The sequence below is a fragment of the Pigmentiphaga sp. H8 genome (genome assembly GCF_003854895.1).
GTDB lineage: Bacteria > Pseudomonadota > Gammaproteobacteria > Burkholderiales > Burkholderiaceae_B > Pigmentiphaga.
In genome coordinates, this window is sequence record NZ_CP033966.1 from 1,947,230 (window position 1) to 1,964,442 (window position 17,213).

The 17,213-nt window shown below is 67.5% G+C and carries 13 protein-coding genes; 2 read left to right on the forward strand and 11 right to left on the reverse strand.

Going from position 1 to position 17,213, the window contains the following annotated elements; translation table 11 throughout:
* Window positions 1-164: 164 nt before the first annotated feature.
* The 6 genes from EGT29_RS09220 to leuS all read right to left on the reverse strand — a co-directional run bounded on the left by EGT29_RS09220 (window position 165) and on the right by leuS (window position 8,170).
* Window positions 165-1,745: a class I SAM-dependent RNA methyltransferase gene (locus tag EGT29_RS09220; protein ID WP_238160337.1), complete on the reverse strand. Its 1,581-nt coding sequence runs from the start codon at window positions 1,743-1,745 to the stop codon at window positions 165-167.
* A gap of 12 nt (window positions 1,746-1,757) precedes the next feature.
* Window positions 1,758-2,180 (reverse strand): CopD family protein, encoded by a 423-nt coding sequence (locus EGT29_RS09225; RefSeq protein WP_124688744.1) that lies wholly within the window; start codon window positions 2,178-2,180, stop codon window positions 1,758-1,760.
* Between the two features lie 100 nt (window positions 2,181-2,280).
* Window positions 2,281-3,546 (reverse strand): glutamate-5-semialdehyde dehydrogenase, encoded by a 1,266-nt coding sequence (locus tag EGT29_RS09230; RefSeq protein ID WP_124688745.1) that lies wholly within the window; start codon window positions 3,544-3,546, stop codon window positions 2,281-2,283.
* Between the two features lie 28 nt (window positions 3,547-3,574).
* A complete protein-coding gene (gene holA, locus EGT29_RS09235) occupies window positions 3,575-4,609 on the reverse strand; it encodes a DNA polymerase III subunit delta (protein WP_124688746.1) in 1,035 nt (344 codons plus the stop codon).
* A 151-nt stretch (window positions 4,610-4,760) separates the two neighbouring features.
* Entirely contained in the window at window positions 4,761-5,300 is a 540-nt protein-coding gene (gene lptE, locus EGT29_RS09240) for an LPS assembly lipoprotein LptE (RefSeq protein ID WP_238160338.1), read from the reverse strand.
* Window positions 5,301-5,509: 209 nt separating this feature from the next.
* On the reverse strand, window positions 5,510-8,170 hold the full coding sequence (leuS, locus tag EGT29_RS09245; RefSeq protein ID WP_124688747.1) for a leucine--tRNA ligase: 2,661 nt from the start codon (window positions 8,168-8,170) through the stop codon (window positions 5,510-5,512).
* Window positions 8,171-8,351: 181 nt separating this feature from the next.
* Between leuS and EGT29_RS09250 the strand changes: the two genes are divergently transcribed.
* A complete protein-coding gene (locus EGT29_RS09250) occupies window positions 8,352-10,640 on the forward strand; it encodes a UvrD-helicase domain-containing protein (protein ID WP_124688748.1) in 2,289 nt (762 codons plus the stop codon).
* 82 nt (window positions 10,641-10,722) lie between these two features.
* Here the strand turns inward: EGT29_RS09250 and infA are convergent, their stop codons facing one another.
* The 5 genes from infA to EGT29_RS09275 all read right to left on the reverse strand — a co-directional run bounded on the left by infA (window position 10,723) and on the right by EGT29_RS09275 (window position 14,466).
* On the reverse strand, window positions 10,723-10,992 hold the full coding sequence (gene infA, locus EGT29_RS09255) for a translation initiation factor IF-1 (protein WP_124688749.1): 270 nt from the start codon (window positions 10,990-10,992) through the stop codon (window positions 10,723-10,725).
* A gap of 289 nt (window positions 10,993-11,281) precedes the next feature.
* Window positions 11,282-11,485 carry a cold-shock protein gene (locus tag EGT29_RS09260; RefSeq protein ID WP_087841797.1) on the reverse strand — a complete coding sequence of 68 codons (204 nt, stop codon included), beginning with the start codon at window positions 11,483-11,485 and terminating at the stop codon, window positions 11,282-11,284.
* A 247-nt stretch (window positions 11,486-11,732) separates the two neighbouring features.
* Entirely contained in the window at window positions 11,733-12,518 is a 786-nt protein-coding gene (locus tag EGT29_RS09265) for a BPSS1780 family membrane protein (protein ID WP_124688750.1), read from the reverse strand.
* A gap of 77 nt (window positions 12,519-12,595) precedes the next feature.
* Window positions 12,596-13,564, reverse strand: coding sequence for a homoserine kinase (locus EGT29_RS09270; protein WP_124688751.1), 969 nt, complete (start codon window positions 13,562-13,564; stop codon window positions 12,596-12,598).
* 86 nt (window positions 13,565-13,650) lie between these two features.
* Complete coding sequence (locus EGT29_RS09275; protein WP_124688752.1) at window positions 13,651-14,466, reverse strand: TIGR00730 family Rossman fold protein; 816 nt, start codon at window positions 14,464-14,466, stop codon at window positions 13,651-13,653.
* Here EGT29_RS09275 and polA point away from each other — a divergent pair.
* Entirely contained in the window at window positions 14,465-17,185 is a 2,721-nt protein-coding gene (gene polA / locus EGT29_RS09280; protein WP_124688753.1) for a DNA polymerase I, read from the forward strand. The two genes, EGT29_RS09275 and polA, sit on opposite strands and share 2 nt — an antisense overlap.
* Window positions 17,186-17,213 lie beyond the last annotated feature (28 nt).

Genomic DNA, 17,213 nt, shown 5'->3' on the forward strand with positions numbered 1-17,213 from the left:
CTAGGTGATAACCCTATATTAGGGGAAACCCCAGGATAAGGCAAGCCCTTGTCGCATCGCAGCATGAATGCACGGCGGAATGTTGCTGTTCAACCTCAGTTTGGATGTTTATGCATAACTAAACAGGGTAAAAAAACGGCGCCTTTCGGCGCCGCGGGAAGGCTTCAGCGGCGGAAACTGCCCTTGACCAGCTGGAAACCGAACAACCGGCAGGCCAGCGCGCCGTTGTAGACCGGCGTGCGCCGGAACGGATCCAGGCGCAGCTTGCGCGGGAATTCCAGGTCGCTGGTGATGACGTGCAACTGCCAGCCGCCGAATTCCCGCTTGAGCGTGCTGGCCCATTCGGTCCAGAGTTGGCGATCTTCTTCCAGGTCCAGGCGTTCCCCGTAGGGCGGATTGGTGACCAGCCAGCCCGCGCGTTCGTCCAGCGGGCAGGTATCGCGCGCGTCGGCCACTTCGAAATAGACCGCGTCCTCGGTCAGCCCCGCCCGGTGGGCATTCTCGCGCGCCGCCTCGATCGCGCGCGGATCGATGTCGGCGCCGGCCAACTGCATGGGCAGCTCGGGCAGGATGCGGGCGCGCGCGTCATCCTTCAGGTCGCGCCAGCGGCGGTCCTGGTGGCCGCGCAGGCGTTCGAAGGCGAAGGGGCGGGAGATGCCGGGCGGCACGCGCAGGCCCTTGAGCGCCGCCTCGATCAGGATGGTGCCGCTGCCGCAGAAGGGGTCGATCAGCGGCACGTCGGCGGGCCAGCCGGACAAGGCCAGGAGGCCCGCCGCCAGGTTCTCGCGCAGCGGCGCCTCGCCCTTGTCCAGCCGCCAGCCACGCTTGAACAGCGATTCGCCGGAGGTGTCCAGGTAGAGCGTGGCGCTGGTTTCGTCCAGGAAGGCATGCACGCGCGCATCGGGCCGCACGGTATCGATACTGGGGCGTTCGCCCTCGAGCTCGCGCAGGCGGTCGCAGATGCCGTCCTTGACCCGCAGGTTGCAGAATTGCAGGCTTTTCATCGGGCTGCGGACGGCCGAGGTGTCCACGCGCAGGGTCTGCTCGGCGCCGAACCAGCGCTCCCACGGGGTGGCGCGGGCCAATTCCAGCAGTTCGTCCTCGTCGCGCACGGTGCCGTGCGCGACCCGGACCAGGACGCGGGTGGCCAGCCGCGATTCCAGGTTGGCGCGCATCATGCCGTTCCAGTCGGCGGTGAAATGGGCGCCGGCGCGGCCGGGGTGGGCATCGTCGTAGCCCAGCGCATGTAGTTCGTCGACCAGCGTGTGTTCCAGGCCTTGCGGGCAGGGAGCGAACATGGCGAAGACCTCGGCCTGCGTGCCGTGGGGACGCCGTTCCGCCCGGGGCTCGGCCGCCGGGGCGGGGGCGGGGCGGCCCGCGTGCCGCTCGCGCGGGCGGGCCGCGGGCTCGTCGTCCCGTCGCGGCCGTGGCTTGCGGGGAGGCAAGGCGGCGTCTTCCAGCCGTGGCCGGTCCCGGTTGTCGCGTGGCGCGGAGGCGCGCGGTTGTCCCGAGCGATGGTCTTGACGCCTTTCGTGGCTTGCACGGACCGGCGCGTCGGGAGCCTGCCCTGGCTCATCCGCCGCGGTGGGCTGCTTGCCGCTTTCCAGCGCCGCCCGTGCCACGCGATGGGCGCGCGGCCCCGACCGGCTGCGCCGCTCGGCGTCCTGCGGGTCGCCGGATTGCCGCGGGCGGGTGCCGGTGGGAAGGGAAAGCGTCGGTTTCTTGCGCTCGGGAGTATCGGACAAGACGTGGGCCAATCAGAAGGGTTTGACGACAACGAGGAGGGTGGCGGCCAGCAGCAGCAGCACGGGAACCTCGTTGAACCAGCGGTAGAACACGTGGGACCGGGCGTTGCGGCCGGCCTCGAATTTGCGCAGCAGGCTGCCACAGGCATGGTGATAGCCGATGACCAGCACGACCACGGCCAGCTTGGCGTGCATCCAGCCGTTGCCGGGGCCGCGGCCTATACCATAGCCCACATATAGCCACAGGCCCAACAGCACGGCGGGCACGGCCAGGATGGTGGTGAAGCGGAACAGCCGGCGCGCCATGCCCAGCAGCCGCGTGGCGGCGGCCGCGTTGGTTTCCTGCGCCAGGTTGACGAAGATGCGGGGCAGGTAGAACAGGCCGGCGAACCACGAGGCCACGAAGACGATGTGAAAAGCTTTCACCCACAGCATAAGCGTTTCCTTGTCGATGCATGCATGCCGCCAGGGCGGCGGGATCGGGCGGCGGGGCGGGCCGTCGGGCCCTGGCCGCCGCATGGAGTCGGGCGAGGCATCAGCCTCGCGTCTGGCCGTCGCCGGTCAGGACCCATTTCAGCGTGGTCAATCCTTCCAGGCCGACCGGCCCGCGGGCGTGCAGCTTATTGGTCGAGATGCCGATCTCGGCGCCCAGGCCGTATTCGTAGCCATCGGCGAAACAGGTCGGCAGGTTGACGTAGACCGAGCTCGAATCGACCTCGCGCTGGAAGCGGCGGGCGGCGGACAGGTTCTCGGTGACGATGGAATCGGTGTGCTGGGAGCCGTGGGCCTCGATGTGGCCGATGGCCTGGTCCAGGTCGTCCACCACCTTGATCGACAGGATGGGGCCCAGGTATTCGGTGTCCCAGTCTTCCTCGGTCGCCGGCACGGCCTGCGGCACCAGCGCCCGGGTGCGCTCGCAGCCCCGCATCTCGACGCCGTGTCCGGCAAACGCCTGTCCCATCGCCGGCAGGAAGGCCGTCGCCACGTCGGCGTGCACCAGCAGGGTTTCCATCGAGCCGCAGATGCCGTAGCGGTAGGTCTTGGCGTTGAACGCGATGGTGTGGGCCTTCGCCAGGTCGGCGTCGCGGTCGACGTAGACGTGGCAGATGCCGTCCAGGTGCTTGATGACGGGCACCCGCGCTTCCTCGGACAGGCGCTGGATCAGCCCCTTGCCGCCCCGGGGAACGATGACGTCCACGTACTCGGTCATGGTGGCGAGCTTGCCCACGGCCGCCCGGTCGGTCGTCTCGACCACCTGCACGGCATCGGCGGGCAGGCCGGCGGCTTCCAGGCCCGCGCGCACGATGCGGCCCAGCGCGGTGTTGGAATGGATGGCTTCCGAACCGCCGCGCAGGATGGTGGCGTTGCCTGATTTCAGGCACAGCGCGGCCGCGTCGATGGTGACGTTGGGGCGCGATTCGTAGACGATGGCGATGACGCCCAGCGGGACCCGCATGCGGGCCACCTGCATGCCGTTCGGCCGCGTGCGGGTCTCGGTCAGCTCGCCCACGGGGTCGGGCATGGCGGCGATCTGCTCCAGGCCGGCGGCCATCAGCCCCAGGGCCTTGTCGGACAGCGTCAGGCGGTCCACCAGGGCCGCGTCCAGTCCATTGGCCCGGGCCGCTTCCAGATCCTTGGCGTTTTCCGCCTGCAGCCAGTCCTTGCGGTCGCGCAGGCCGGCCGCCATCGCGCGCAGCGCGGCGGCCTTGGCGCGGTCGTCGGCGCGCGCGACCAGGCGGGAGGCGGCACGGGCGCTGGCGCCGATCCGGCGCATGGTTTGGTCGAGCGTAGAGGTATCCATCCGTATGAATCGCAGGGGGCGGGGCGCCTCAGGCCGCGAGCCTGAGCGCCAGCCGCGTGATTTCGTGCCACGGATCCGGGAGGCGTCCCGGAACACGCAGTCCTTTGATGATCTTGTCCACCTCGTGGGCGTGGTGGACGGCGGCGGTCCAGGCCTGGGGGGGCAGCCGTTTGAGTGCCTGGTTGGCCAATTGTTCATGCGTGCCGAAAAAGCGCAGCGTGCGCATCAGCGCCGGCACGCTTTGCCCCTGCTGGCCAGCCTGGGCCAAGCGGGCCAGCAGGCGGATTTCCTCGCCCACCGCCCACAGCACCAGCGGCAGGGCCTCGCCCTCGGCGCGCAGGCCTTCGATCAGGCGCACCATGCGCTTGCCGTCGCCCGCCAGCATGGCGTCGCGCAGCTTGAAGACGTCGTAGCGCGCCACGTTCATGACCGCGTCCTGCACCTGCTCCAGCGTCAGCACCCCTTCGGGGTACAGCAGGCCGAGCTTGAGGATCTCCTGGTGGGCGGCCAGCAGGTTGCCCTCGACGCGGTCGGCCAGCCATTGCAGGACGTCGGCGCCGGCGCGCTGCTTCTGCCGTGCCAGCCGCTCGCCCACCCAGCCGGGCAGCATCGGCCGTTCGATGGTGGGCACGTCCACGACGATGCCGTGCTCGGCCAGCGCCGAGAACCAGGCCGACGCGCGGGTGGTCTTGTCCAGCTTGGGCAGCATCACCACCGTGACGCAGTCGCCCCGCTGGTCCGGCGCCTGCCGTGCCAGCCGCGCGATCACCTCGCCGCCGGTCTTGCCAGGCTTGCCGGTGGGGATCTTCAATTCCAGCAGCCGGCGGTCGCCGAACAGCGAGATCGACTGCGACGCGCTCAGCAGCGCGTTCCAGTCGCTGCGGGCGTCCGCCACCACCGTTTCCCGTTCCGTGAACCCGCCAGCCGTGGCCGCCGCCCGCAAGGCGTCGCAAGCCTCGATCACGAGCAGGGGCTCGTCGCCGGTCACCGTATACAGCGGTTCCAACTGCTCGCCCGCCCGCTGAAGCTGGGCAACCAGCTGTTCGGGACGCAATTGCCTCATAGGGTGCCTCCGGCGGACCGATGAGCATCGAGGCCGACGGCGAGATCGCGCCGCCGTGACCCAGGATGCGGTGGATCCGGCTCCGCCGGTCCACTCGCATCGCCCCCTGGGGGGCGCGCGAAGCGCGTAGGGGGGGGGCTCATCTTCATCATCAGCTGGGTTGCTTGGTCTCGACCGCGGCCATGCGGCGCAGCACCTGCTGCACGGTTTCGTTCTGCATGTCGCGATACAGCAGGTTGGCTTCGGAGTCCTTGGCCAGGGTGTTCGCGTCGCTGAAAGTCAGGTCGCGCTTGAGTGCGATGGTCGTGGGCGGGATGTAGTCCTGGCCCTTGCCGTCGTGGACGCGGAAGGCGAACAGATAGCGCAACTCGAATTCGCGCACGCGGCCCGAGGCGTCCAGCGACAGGATGCTGCGCTCGCGCGTTTCCTGCAGGATCTGCAACTGCGCTTCCGCGGTCTTGGGATCCTCGACGATGCGCGTATTGGTCGTGTTGCGCACGTAGCGGCGCAACTGCGCGCCAAGCTCGGAGGTATCGGCAGCGCCGATGTAGAGCGTGGAGAAGGGCAGGTCGGCCGTGCCCCGCAGCGCGAAGCCGCAGCCCGCCAGAAGTGCCAGCCCGCCGCTTGCCGCGGCTTGCAGCAGCACACGGCGTCGCATATCAGCAGAGGACGAAGAGGACAACGGTTTCATGCCAGTTTCCAAATCAAGACTTCACCAACGAAGCCCGTTGAGTTTCCCCAGGATGCGGTGGATCCGGCTCTGCCGGTCCACCCGCATCGCCCCTGGGACCCGGCGCCGGGCCGCCCCAAGACGGGCCCCGGCCCCCTTGGGGGGCTGCCGCGTAGCGGCTGGGGGCTCACCATGCCAGGCGCGCGTCAGCGCGTACGGGGGGCCTGCCTTCAGCCCACCACGTTGACGAGTTTGCCAGGGACAACGATAACGCGTTTGGGGGGACGTCCTTCCAGGAACCGGCCCACGGCTTCATGCGCGACGGCCAGGGCTTCGATGGCGGCCTTGTCGGCGCTGCTGGGCACCGACAGCGAACCGCGCAGCTTGCCATTCACCTGCAGCATCAGCTCGACCTCGTCGGTCACGAGCGCGGCTTCGTCCAGCTGCGGCCAGGGCGCGTCCAGCAGGTCGCCATGGGCCTGGCCGTAGCCCAGGTCGAGCCAGGCCTGCCAGGTCAGGTGCGGCACGATGGGGTAGAGCACCGACAGCAGGATGCGCGTGCCTTCGGCCAGCGCGGCGTCGCCGGTCTCGCCGTCGAGCTTGGCATCCTCCAGCGTGTTCAGCAGCTTCATGCTGGCCGAGACCACGGTGTTGTACTGGATGCGCTGGTAGTCGTAGTCGGCCTGCTTCAGGATGGCATGGACGTCGCGGCGCAGCAGCTTGACGGCCTGGCTGGCGGACGACCAGTCGGCCGGCGCGGGACGGCCCAGCGCCGCCTGGATGCGTTCGCGGTTCGCGTGGCAGAAGGACCACAGGCGGCGCAGGAAGCGATGCGCGCCGTCCACGCCTGAACCCGACCACTCCAGGGTCTGTTCGGGCGGGCTCGCGAACATCACGAACAGCCGCGCCGTGTCGGCCCCCTGGGTGTCGATCAGCGATTGCGGGTCGACGCCGTTGTTCTTGGACTTGGACATCGTGCCCACGCCGCCGTAGTCCACCGGCGAGCCGTCGGCCTTGAGCTTGGCGCCGACGATGGCGCCCTTGGCGTCGTAGAGGTTCTCGACCTCGTCGGGCCAGAAGTATTCGATGCCGCCTTTCTCGTTCCTGCGCGAATAGATGTGGTTGAGCACCATGCCCTGGGTCAGCAGCTTGACGAAGGGTTCGCCGAACTTGACCAGGCCCATGTCGCGCATCACCTTGGTCCAGAAGCGGGCGTACAACAGGTGCAGCACGGCGTGCTCGATGCCGCCGATGTACTGGTCCATCGGCATCCAGTAATCGTTGCGCTCGTCGACCATCGCGGCGTCGTTGCCCGGCGAGGTATAGCGCATGAAGTACCAGGACGAGTCCACGAAGGTGTCCATGGTGTCGGTCTCGCGCCGGGCGGGCTTGCCGCACTGCGGGCAGACGCACTTCAGGAACGATTCGCTCTTGGCCAGCGGGTTGCCGCTACCGTCCGGGATCAGGTCCTCGGGCAGCACGACCGGCAGGTCTTTCTCGGGCACCGGCACGGGGCCGCAGGCCTCGCAGTGGATGATGGGGATGGGCGTGCCCCAGTAGCGCTGGCGCGAAACGCCCCAGTCGCGCAGGCGGAAGGTGGTGCGCTTCTCGCCCAGTCCCTTGGCCGCGAGGTCGGCCGCGATGGCATCGACGGCGGCCTGGTGGCCCAGGCCGTCGTACTTGCCGGAATTCACCGTACGGGCCACCTGCTTGTCGCCGTACCATTCCTGCCAGGCGTCGGTGGAGAAGGCCTGGCCCTCGGCTTCGATGACCTGCTTGATGGGCAGGCCGTATTTCCTGGCGAACGCGAAGTCGCGTTCGTCGTGGGCGGGAACGCCCATGACGGCGCCGTCGCCGTAGCTCATCAGCACGTAGTTGCCGACCCAGACCGGCACGGCTTCGCCCGTGAGCGGATGCACCACGGTCAGGCCGGTCGGCAGGCCTTCCTTGTCGCGCGTGGCCAGCTCGGCCTCGGTCACGCCGCCCTTGCGGCATTCCTCGATGAAGGCGGCCAGGGCGGGGTCCTTGGCGGCGGCATGCAGGGCCAGGGGGTGTTCGGGCGCGACGGCGCAGAAGGTGACGCCCATGATGGTGTCGGCGCGCGTCGTGAAGACGTACATGCGGCCGTCCTGGATCAGCTGGCCGGCGGCGTCGCGGATGTCATGGGTGAAGGCGAAACGCGTGCCCTCGCTCTTGCCTATCCAGTGCTCCTGCATCAGGCGCACGCGCTCGGGCCAGCCGGTCAGGTTGTTCTTGACCTCGTCCAGCAGTTCCTCGGCGTAGTCGGTGATGCGCAGGTAGTAGCCGGGAATCTCGCGCTTTTCCACCAGCGCGCCCGAGCGCCAGCCGCGTCCGTCGATGACCTGTTCGTTGGCCAGCACGGTCTGGTCCACCGGGTCCCAGTTCACCACCTGGGTCTTGCGGTAGGCCACGCCCTTTTCCAGCATCTTCAGGAACAGCCACTGGTTCCACTTGTAGTACCCGGGATCGCAGGCGGCCATCTCGCGCGACCAGTCGATGCCCAGCCCCATCGCCTTCATCTGCTTCTTCATGTAGGCGATGTTGTCGTAGGTCCATTTCGCCGGCGGCACCTTGGACTTGATGGCGGCGTTCTCGGCCGGCATGCCGAAGGCGTCCCAGCCCATGGGCATCAGGACGTTGTAGCCCTTCATGCGCAACTGCCGGTACATGGCGTCGTTGATCGTGTAGTTGCGCACGTGGCCCATGTGCAGCTTGCCGCTGGGGTAGGGCAGCATCGAGCAGGCGTAGAACTTGGGCTTTTCCGAGCCGTCGGCGTTCTTCGCGTGTTCTACCGTCAGGTAGGCGTTGGTCGCTTCCCAGTGCTTCTGGGCAGCGGATTCGATGTCGTTGGGAGCGTAGCGTTCCTGCATGGGTTCCGGGCTGGTCTCTAAGGTATTCTGGCGCGGCGATGACGCCCATGGCCGCGGGCCTGGGCCGGCTCGCGCGGGGCGGCCGACCGGCTAAACCCCTCATTATAGGAGCAGGCGGGGCTCTCCTGGGCCAGCGATGCTAGACTGCCTGCCGCACTCTCTCATTCCAGCCTTCCGCGCCATGTCCCTGCTCGACAACCTCAACGCCCCCCAGCACGCCGCCGTCACGATCGAACCCCGCCACGCCCTGGTGCTGGCCGGCGCCGGCAGCGGCAAGACACGGGTGTTGACCACGCGCATGGCCTGGCTGATCCAGACCGGCCAGGTCAGCCCGCACGGGCTGATGGCCGTCACTTTCACCAACAAGGCTGCGCGCGAGATGCTGACCCGTATCAGCGCGCTGCTGCCCATCAATACCCGCGGCATGTGGATAGGCACCTTCCACGGCCTGTGCAACCGGATGCTGCGCGCGCACTACCGGGATGCCGGGCTGCCCCAGACCTTCCAGATCCTGGACACGGCCGACCAGTTGTCGGCCATCAAGCGGCTGCTCAAGGGCGCGGGCGTGGACGACGAGAAATATCCGCCGCGCCAGTTGCAGCACTTCATCAACGCCGCCAAGGAAGAGGGCCTGCGCCACACCGAGGTCGAGGCGTACGACAGCTTCAACCGGCAGATGGTGGAGCTCTACGGCATGTACGACGCCCAGTGCCAGCGCGAGGGCGTGGTCGACTTCCCCGAGCTGCTGCTGCGCTGCTACGAGCTGCTGACCCACAACGCGCCCATCCGCGAGCACTACCAGCACCGCTTCCGCCACATCCTGGTGGACGAGTTCCAGGATACCAACCGGCTCCAGTACCGCTGGCTCAAGCTGCTGGCGGGCGGCGGCGCGGCCCTGTTCGCCGTGGGCGACGACGACCAGTCCATCTACGCCTTCCGTGGCGCCAACGTGGGCAACATGGCGGAGTTCGAGCGCGAATACGCCCACGAGCGGGTCATCCGGCTCGAGCAGAACTACCGGTCGCACGGCCACATCCTGGACGCGGCCAACACGCTGATCCGCAACAACTCCGGCCGCCTGGGCAAGAACCTGTGGACCGACCAGGGACACGGCGAACCCATCCGCGTCTACGAGGCGCTGTCCGATGCCCAGGAAGCCCAGTGGGTGATCGAGGAAATCCGCTCGCTGGTGGGCGAGGGCAGGCTGCGCCGCGAGGTCGCCATCCTGTACCGCAGCAACGCCCAATCGCGGGTGCTGGAGCATGCGCTGTTCTCGTCGGGCATTCCCTACAAGGTCTACGGCGGCCTGCGCTTCTTCGAGCGCCAGGAGGTCAAGCACGCGCTGGCCTATCTGCGCCTGATGGAAAATCCGCACGACGACACGGCCTGGATGCGGGTGGTGAATTTCCCGGCGCGGGGCATAGGCGCCCGCACGCTGGAGCAGCAGGCCGACATCGCGCGCCTGCACAATTGCAGCCTGTATTCGGCGGTGAGCCAGGTGCCGGGCCGGGGTGGCAACAACCTGGCGCAGTTCGCGAGCCTGATCGACCGCATGCGTTTCGAGACGCAGAACCTGCCGCTGCACGAGATCGTGGACCACGTGATCGATGCCAGCGGCCTGATCCAGCACTATCTGCAGGAAAAGGAAGGCGCCGAACGCATCGAGAACCTGCGGGAACTGGTCAACGCGGCGGCGGCCTTCGCCGCCGAGGACGGCTACGGGCTGGCCGATGCCGGCGCGCTGGCGCAGACCCTGCCCGAGTCCGGCGTCGAGCTGCCGTCTCCGCTGGCGGCCTTCCTGTCGCACGCGGCGCTGGAAGCGGGCGACAACCAGGCGAGCGAGGGGCAGGACGCGGTCCAGCTCATGACGGTGCACGCGGCCAAGGGCCTGGAGTTCGAGGCCGTCTTCATCACCGGGCTGGAGGAAGGGTTGTTCCCGCACGAGAACAGCGTCCTGGAGCAATCCGGGCTGGAAGAGGAGCGGCGGCTGATGTACGTGGCGGTGACGCGCGCCCGCGAGCGCCTGTACCTGAGCTTCTCGCAGACGCGCATGCTGCATGGCCAGACCCGCTACAACATGCGGTCGCGGTTCCTGAGCGAGGTGCCCGAGGAATCGCTGAAGTGGCTGACGCCTCGCGACGGCCGGGCCAAGGCGGTGGATACCGCCGGCGGCTGGGGGCGCGCCGCCTGGGGCGAGGGCTCCGAGCGCGGCAGCTTTTCGCGGCCGGCCAAGGACGCCCCCTACGTGGGTTCGTCCGAGGGCTATTCGAGCCGCCGCACGTCGGACGCCGGGGTCGAGGTCAACGGCCGCATCTTCAAGGTAGGCCAGAGCGTGGCGCATCCGAAGTTCGGCGAAGGCGTCATCGTCAGCCTCATGGGCAGCGGCCAGGACGCCCAGGTCCAGGTCAATTTCGGCGGCGTGGGCACCAAGACGCTGGCGCTCGCCATGGCCAAGCTCGATCCGGCCTGAGCGGCCCCAGCCCTGGCGGCCGACGGCGTTGTGGGTGGGCAGGTCCGCCCAAATCTTGTAGCGGAACGCCTGCCGCAGCAGGTCAGTTACGGCGCTGGGGGCGGCGCAGGCCGGGCGCGGGCGACGGGCCGTCCTTGTGCCGGAAGCTGATGCGTCCCTTGGTCAGGTCGTACGGAGACAGTTCCATCGTGACGCGGTCACCGGCCAGGATACGGATGCGGTGCTTGCGCATCTTTCCGGATGCGTAGGCGGCAACCTCCATGCCGTTTTCCAGCGTGACGCGAAAGCTGGTCGCGGGCAGCACCTCGGCAACGATGCCTTCCATTTCGATCAGTTCTTCCTTATTCGCCATGGTCAATTCCTCCTGTACATGCGAATGCATAAATGCGAGCTTCGGCCACGGCGGGGCCATGGCATGCGGCAAGGTGGCGCGAGGCGCCAGCGATGACGGGGAAGTTCGCGGTGAAACGCCGGAGCCGTTGCGAGGCCGGGGCGTAGTGGCTGCCGCCTGGGGTTTGGGTTTGCCGTGTCGTGGAAGCTTGGGAGGCTTCCCGGGGGTGGCTCCTGGCAGGAGCTTGTCTTCCAGGCAAAAACAAAAAACCCCCGCAAGCGGGGGTTTTGGCGGATAAGCTGATTATAGCTTATACAGGCTGGATGTTGGAAGCCTGGCGACCCTTGGGGCCGACGGTGACTTCGAAACGAACCTTCTGGTTTTCCTGCAGGGTCTTGAATCCGTCGACACGGATTTCGGAGAAGTGGGCGAACAGGTCGTCGCCGCCCGAGTCAGCCGTGATGAAGCCAAAACCCTTGGCGTCGTTGAACCATTTGACGGTACCGGTTTCCATGGTGTTTATCCTTGAAATGAAAAAACCAAACGAATGTAAGCAAGACAATCAAGGATGGAGACCATGAACAACCGTACCGCAGTGGTAAGCGATTTTGTGCAGCAACTCGTACTCTTGAAAATCATGCCCCGCCGTTATACGGGCTATCTTTGGACCCGTCAACCGCGTTTGCCGGATTGAACCGGAAAATGCCGGCGCTGTGGGCGAAGTCCCGGGTTTTCACTGAGAAAATCGCCCGTGAAATCCCTCACGAACCATTGCCGAAACCGGGTGCGGGGGGCGCTCCGAATACGCTGGTGTAAGTAGGATAGAAACTGCAATACAGCACCGCGGCGGCGACGAAATTGAAAGGCATTTGAATCAGCCCGGAAACCGTCGGCGACAAACCGACGGTTTCGAGCAGGCCGCCGCCCAGTTCCAGGGCCAGGACCACGAGCAGCCAGGTCGCGCCGTACATCAGGAATGCCCCCTTGTTGCGCCAGCAGGCGATGCCGGAAAAAAACAGGGCCTTGCGGATGCCCAGCCGGTGCCAGGCCACCAGCGCCGGCGCGTGCCAGAACAATCCCGCGATGATGACGTAGAGGATGCCGAACAGGGCGATGGGCGCGCGCATGGCGGCCAGCACGCCGCCGACGTCGTCCGACGACAGGCCGGACATCGCTTCGCTCAGGCCATCGGCGAAAGGCAGGAAGGCGACCAGGCCCCCGACCAGCACGGCGGCCACGTACAGGGCGCCCATCGCCAGCAGCTTCTTGAACAGGCCCGGCGCCTTGAGCACCAGGAACAGGCGCAAGGGCAGCACCGTGCGGCCCTGTTCGATGGCGCGGCAGGCCTCCAGGGTCATGACCGTGATCGCCGGCATGCCGACCACGAACAGCAGGGGGCCGATGGGGGCGAGGATGCTGGCCACCAGGACCATGAAACCCACGGTCAGGGCCCAGGTGAACATCGCCATGGGCTGCAGTCGAAACAGGGCGAGTCCGTCGCGCACCCATTGCCAGCCGGCGCGGGGAGCCAGGGAGGCGGCTTGCATCAGCGGCCCTCCTGCGGATGCGGGATGCGTGCGTGGGTCCTCGTCGGCGCGTGCCGGTAGGAAAGATGTGTCATGGCTCAGGGAAGCGGAAAAATATCGCCGTCGCGCCGCAGGCGCAGGATGCGTTCGAAATGGGTGGGGTCGTGCGGCGTCAGGGTTTGCGCCGGGCGCGGCAGGTGGAAGTCGCGCAGCCGGGACATCCAGAAACGCAGCGCGGCTGATCGCAGTATGGTGCGCCACGCGTCGCGTTCGCCATCGGTCAGCGGCCGCACCTGGTCATAGGCGCCTAGCATCGCCTGGGCAAGCTCGGGCCGGAATTCGCCGCTGGCGTGGGTTATGCACCAGTCGTTGACGCAGACCGCCAGATCGAACAGCCAGGTGTCGCAGCCGGCGAAGTAGAAATCGATGAAGCCGCCCAGTACCGGCGCTTCGCGCGTGCCGGCGAACAGGACGTTGTCGCGGAACAGGTCGCAGTGCGCCGGGCCCCGCGGCAGCGCGCGGCAGGCGTCGGTCTGGGCGAACGCCGTCTGGACCTCCACTTCGTCGCGCAGCAGGGCGGCGGCGGCCGGGTCCAGGTAGGGGGTGACGACGGGCGCGGTCTCGCGCCACCAGTCCAGCCCGAGCAGGTTGGGCTGCATCGCCGGGAAGTCGCGCCCGGCCAGGTGCATGCGGGCCAGCGTGGCGCCGACCTGTTCGCAATGGGCGGGCAGGGGCGACATCTCGCACTTGCCCGGCAGCAGGGTGGCGATGGTGCAGGGCTTGCCGTTCAACTCGGCCAGCCGGCGTGCGTCGTGCGTCGCCTGGGGGTGGGGGACGGGAATCCCGTGTTCGGCCAGGTGCGTCATCAGGTCGATGTAGAACGGCAACTGTTCGCGCGTCAGGCGCTCGAACAGGGTCAGCACGTATTCGCCCTGGCTGGTCGTAAGGAAATAGTTGGTGTTTTCGATGCCGGAAGGGATGCCGCGCAGGGCGCGCAACTCGCCCAGCGAATAGTCGGCAAGCAGAGCGCGGGCATCCGTTTCGGTGACGGGGGTGAAGACGGCCATGGATAAGCGGGGGGTGAGGGCGGGTATCGACGATTACCCGCATTCTAGCGTCATCGCCCCCGCCCCCGGCCCGTCCGTCGTGGACGCTACAGGTTCAGCAGCCGCTCGCGCTCGCCCGGGGACTGGGTGAAGCCCTCGTGCTGGTAGAAATCGAAAATGGCATCGACGATGGCCTGGGGGTCGTCGATCACCTGCAGCAGGTCGGGATCGTCGGGCGAGATCAGCCCCTGCGCCAGCGGCTGGGCGCGGATCCAGTCGACCAGGCCCCGCCAGTATTCGGAGCCGACCAGGATGATGGGCATCTTCCGGCTTTTGTTTGTCTGCACCAGTGTCAGCGCCTCGAACAGTTCGTCCAGCGTGCCATAGCCGCCCGGCAGCACCACGTAGGCCGAAGTGAACTTGACGAAGGCCACCTTGCGCGGGAAGAAATGGCGGAAGAACAGGCTGATGTTCTGGTAGGCGTTGTTCGACTGCTCGTGGGGCAGCTCGATGTTCAGCCCGACGCTGGGGCTGGGGCCCTCGTAGGCGCCCTTGTTGGCCGCCTCCATGATGCCGGGGCCGCCGCCCGAAATAACGGAGAAACCCGCCTCGGACAGCTTGCGGGCGATCAGCTCGGCCATTTCGTAGCGAGGGTCGTCGGCGGGGATGCGGGCGCTGCCGAAGATGCTGACCGCCGGCCGGATCTGCGCAAGGCGTTCGGACGCCTCGAAGAACTCTGACATAATCCCCAGCACATGCCATGACTCGCGCGCCTTGGTGGCGGTGGCACGCTCCACGCTCACCACGTCCCGCAGGCCGGGGATGCGTCCGGACTTCTTCGGGACGTTTCCGCTGTCGTGGGCGCTGTCCTGAGCGCCGTCGTGGGTTTCCTTGCCTATTTCGATTTCTCTGTGTTTGATCATGATCAAGACGTTGCTGTTGGTGGACGGGTCCAGCTATCTCTATCGCGCATACCACGCCCTGCCGGACCTGCGCAACGCGCAAGGAGAGCCGACCGGGGCGCTGTACGGCGTGCTGAACATGCTGCGCCGCGCACTGAACGATCATAAGGCAGACTACCTCGCCTGCATTTTCGATGCGCCGGGCAAGACCTTCCGCGACGACCTCTATCCCGAGTACAAGGCCACCCGCGCCAGCATGCCGGAAGACCTGGCGCGCCAGGTCGGGCCCATCGTCGAGGCCATCCGCGCCCAGGGCTGGCCGGTCTTCGCCATCGAGGGGATCGAGGCCGACGACGTCATCGGCACGCTGGCCCTCCAGGCGGCGGGGCAGGGCATACACAGCGTGGTGTCGACCGGCGACAAGGACATGGCGCAACTGGTCAACGACCACGTGACGCTGGTCAACACCATGACCTCCGAGACGCTGGATGCCGAGGGCGTGCTGAAGAAATTCGGCGTGCCGCCCGAGCGCATCGTGGACTACCTGATGCTGATCGGCGACTCGGTCGACAACGTGCCCGGCGTGGAGAAGGTCGGGCCCAAGACGGCGGCCAAGTGGCTCGCCCAGTATGGCACGCTGGAAGACCTGGTGGCGCAGGCCGAGACCGTCAAGGGCGTGGCGGGCGCGAACCTGCGCACGGCGATCCCGAATTTCGAGCTGACGCGTTCCCTGATCACCATCCGCACCGATTGCGACCTGAGCGCCCACATTCCCGGCCTGGATGCGCTGACCCTGCGCGAGGTCGACCGCGCGAAGCTCGAGGTCATGTACGAACGCTACGGCTTTCGCACCTGGCTGCGCGAGCTGACGGGCGACGAGTCCCGCATTCCCGAGGGCGATTCGCGCGTGCAGGGCGACGCCCCGGCCGCGCCGGAAACGGTGAACTACGAGACGATCAGCGACTGGGCCGCCTTCGAGCGCTGGCTGGCCGCCATCCAGGCGGCGCCGCTGGTCGCGCTGGATACCGAGACCGACTCGCTGGTGGAAATGGACGCCCGGCTGGTGGGGCTGTCCATCGCCGTCAAGCCGGGCGAGGCCTGCTACATCCCGCTGACCCACCGGCACCCGGACGCAGGCGAACAATTGCCCAAGGACGAAGTGCTGGCGCGCCTGGCCCCCTGGCTGGAGAACGCCCAGGCCCCCAAGCTGCTGCACAACGCCAAGTACGACACGCACGTCTTCGCCAACGCCGGCGTCACGCTGCGCGGCGTCGCGCACGACACCATGCTCGAAGCCTACGTGCTGGAGTCGCATCGCAGCGTGTCATTGGACGACCTGTCGCAGCGCTGGCTGGGCCGCAAGGGCCTGTCCTTCGTGGACGTGTGCGGCAAGGGCGTCAACCAGCTCTGCTTCGACGAGGTCGCCATCGACGTGGCCACCCAGTACGCCTGCGAGGACGTCGACTACACGCTCCAGCTGCATGCCACGCTGTATCCGCGCATCGAGGCCGACGCCGGCCTGGCGCGCATCTATGCCATCGAGCTGCCCGTGTCGCGCGTGCTGACCGTCATCGAGCGCAACGGCGTGCGCATCGACCCCGAGGAACTGGCCCGCCAGAGCCATGCCATCGGCCAGGAACTGCTGGTGCTCGAACAGCGTGCCTACGAACTGGCGGGGCAGCCCTTCAACCTGAACTCGCCCAAGCAACTGGGCGAGATCCTGTTCGGCAAGCTGCAGCTGCCGGTGGTCAAGAAGACCGCGGGCGGCGCGCCTTCCACCGACGAGGACGTGCTGAGCAAGCTGGCCGAGGACTACCCGCTGCCGCAGGCGCTGCTGAGCTACCGCGGCCTGGCCAAGCTCAAGTCCACCTACACCGACAAGCTGCCCAAGATGATCAACGCCCGGACCCGGCGCGTGCACACCAGCTATGCCCAGGCGGCGGTGGTCACGGGCCGGCTGGCCTCCAGCGATCCCAACCTGCAGAACATCCCGGTACGCACGCCCGAGGGCCGGCGCGTGCGCGAGGCCTTCGTGGCCGATCCGGGCAACCTGATCATGTCGGCCGACTACTCGCAGATCGAACTGCGCATCATGGCCCACATCTCCGGCGACGAAAACCTGCTGTCGGCCTTCGCTCGCGGCGAGGACATCCACCGCGCCACCGCGGCCGAGATCTTCGGCGTCCAGCCCGATGCCGTCAACGCCGAACAGCGCCGCTACGCCAAGGTCATCAACTTCGGCCTGATCTACGGCATGAGCGCGTTCGGCCTGGCCAGCAACCTCGGCATCACGCGCGACGCGGCCAAGCACTACATCGACCGCTATTTCGCCCGCTACCCCGGCGTGGCGCGCTACATGGACGGCACGCGCGAACAGGCGCGCGAACAAGGCTATGTCGAAACCGTCTTCGGCCGCCGCCTGTGGCTACCCGAGATCCGGGGCGGCAGCGGCCCCCGCCGCCAGGCCGCCGAACGCGCCGCCATCAACGCTCCCATGCAGGGCACCGCAGCCGACCTCATCAAGATGGCCATGGTCGCCGTGCAGGACTGGCTGGACGCCGACCAGTTGGGCGCGCGCCTGGTCATGCAGGTGCACGACGAACTGGTCCTGGAAGTCCCGCGCGAGGAAAGCGAAATCGTCGCCCATCGCCTGCCCGAGATGATGTGCAACGTGGCCGAGCTGAAGGTGCCGCTGGTGGCCGAGGTGGGCACGGGCTACACGTGGGAACAGGCGCACTGAGCGGGTGAAGCGGGGCGGTCCAGGCGCT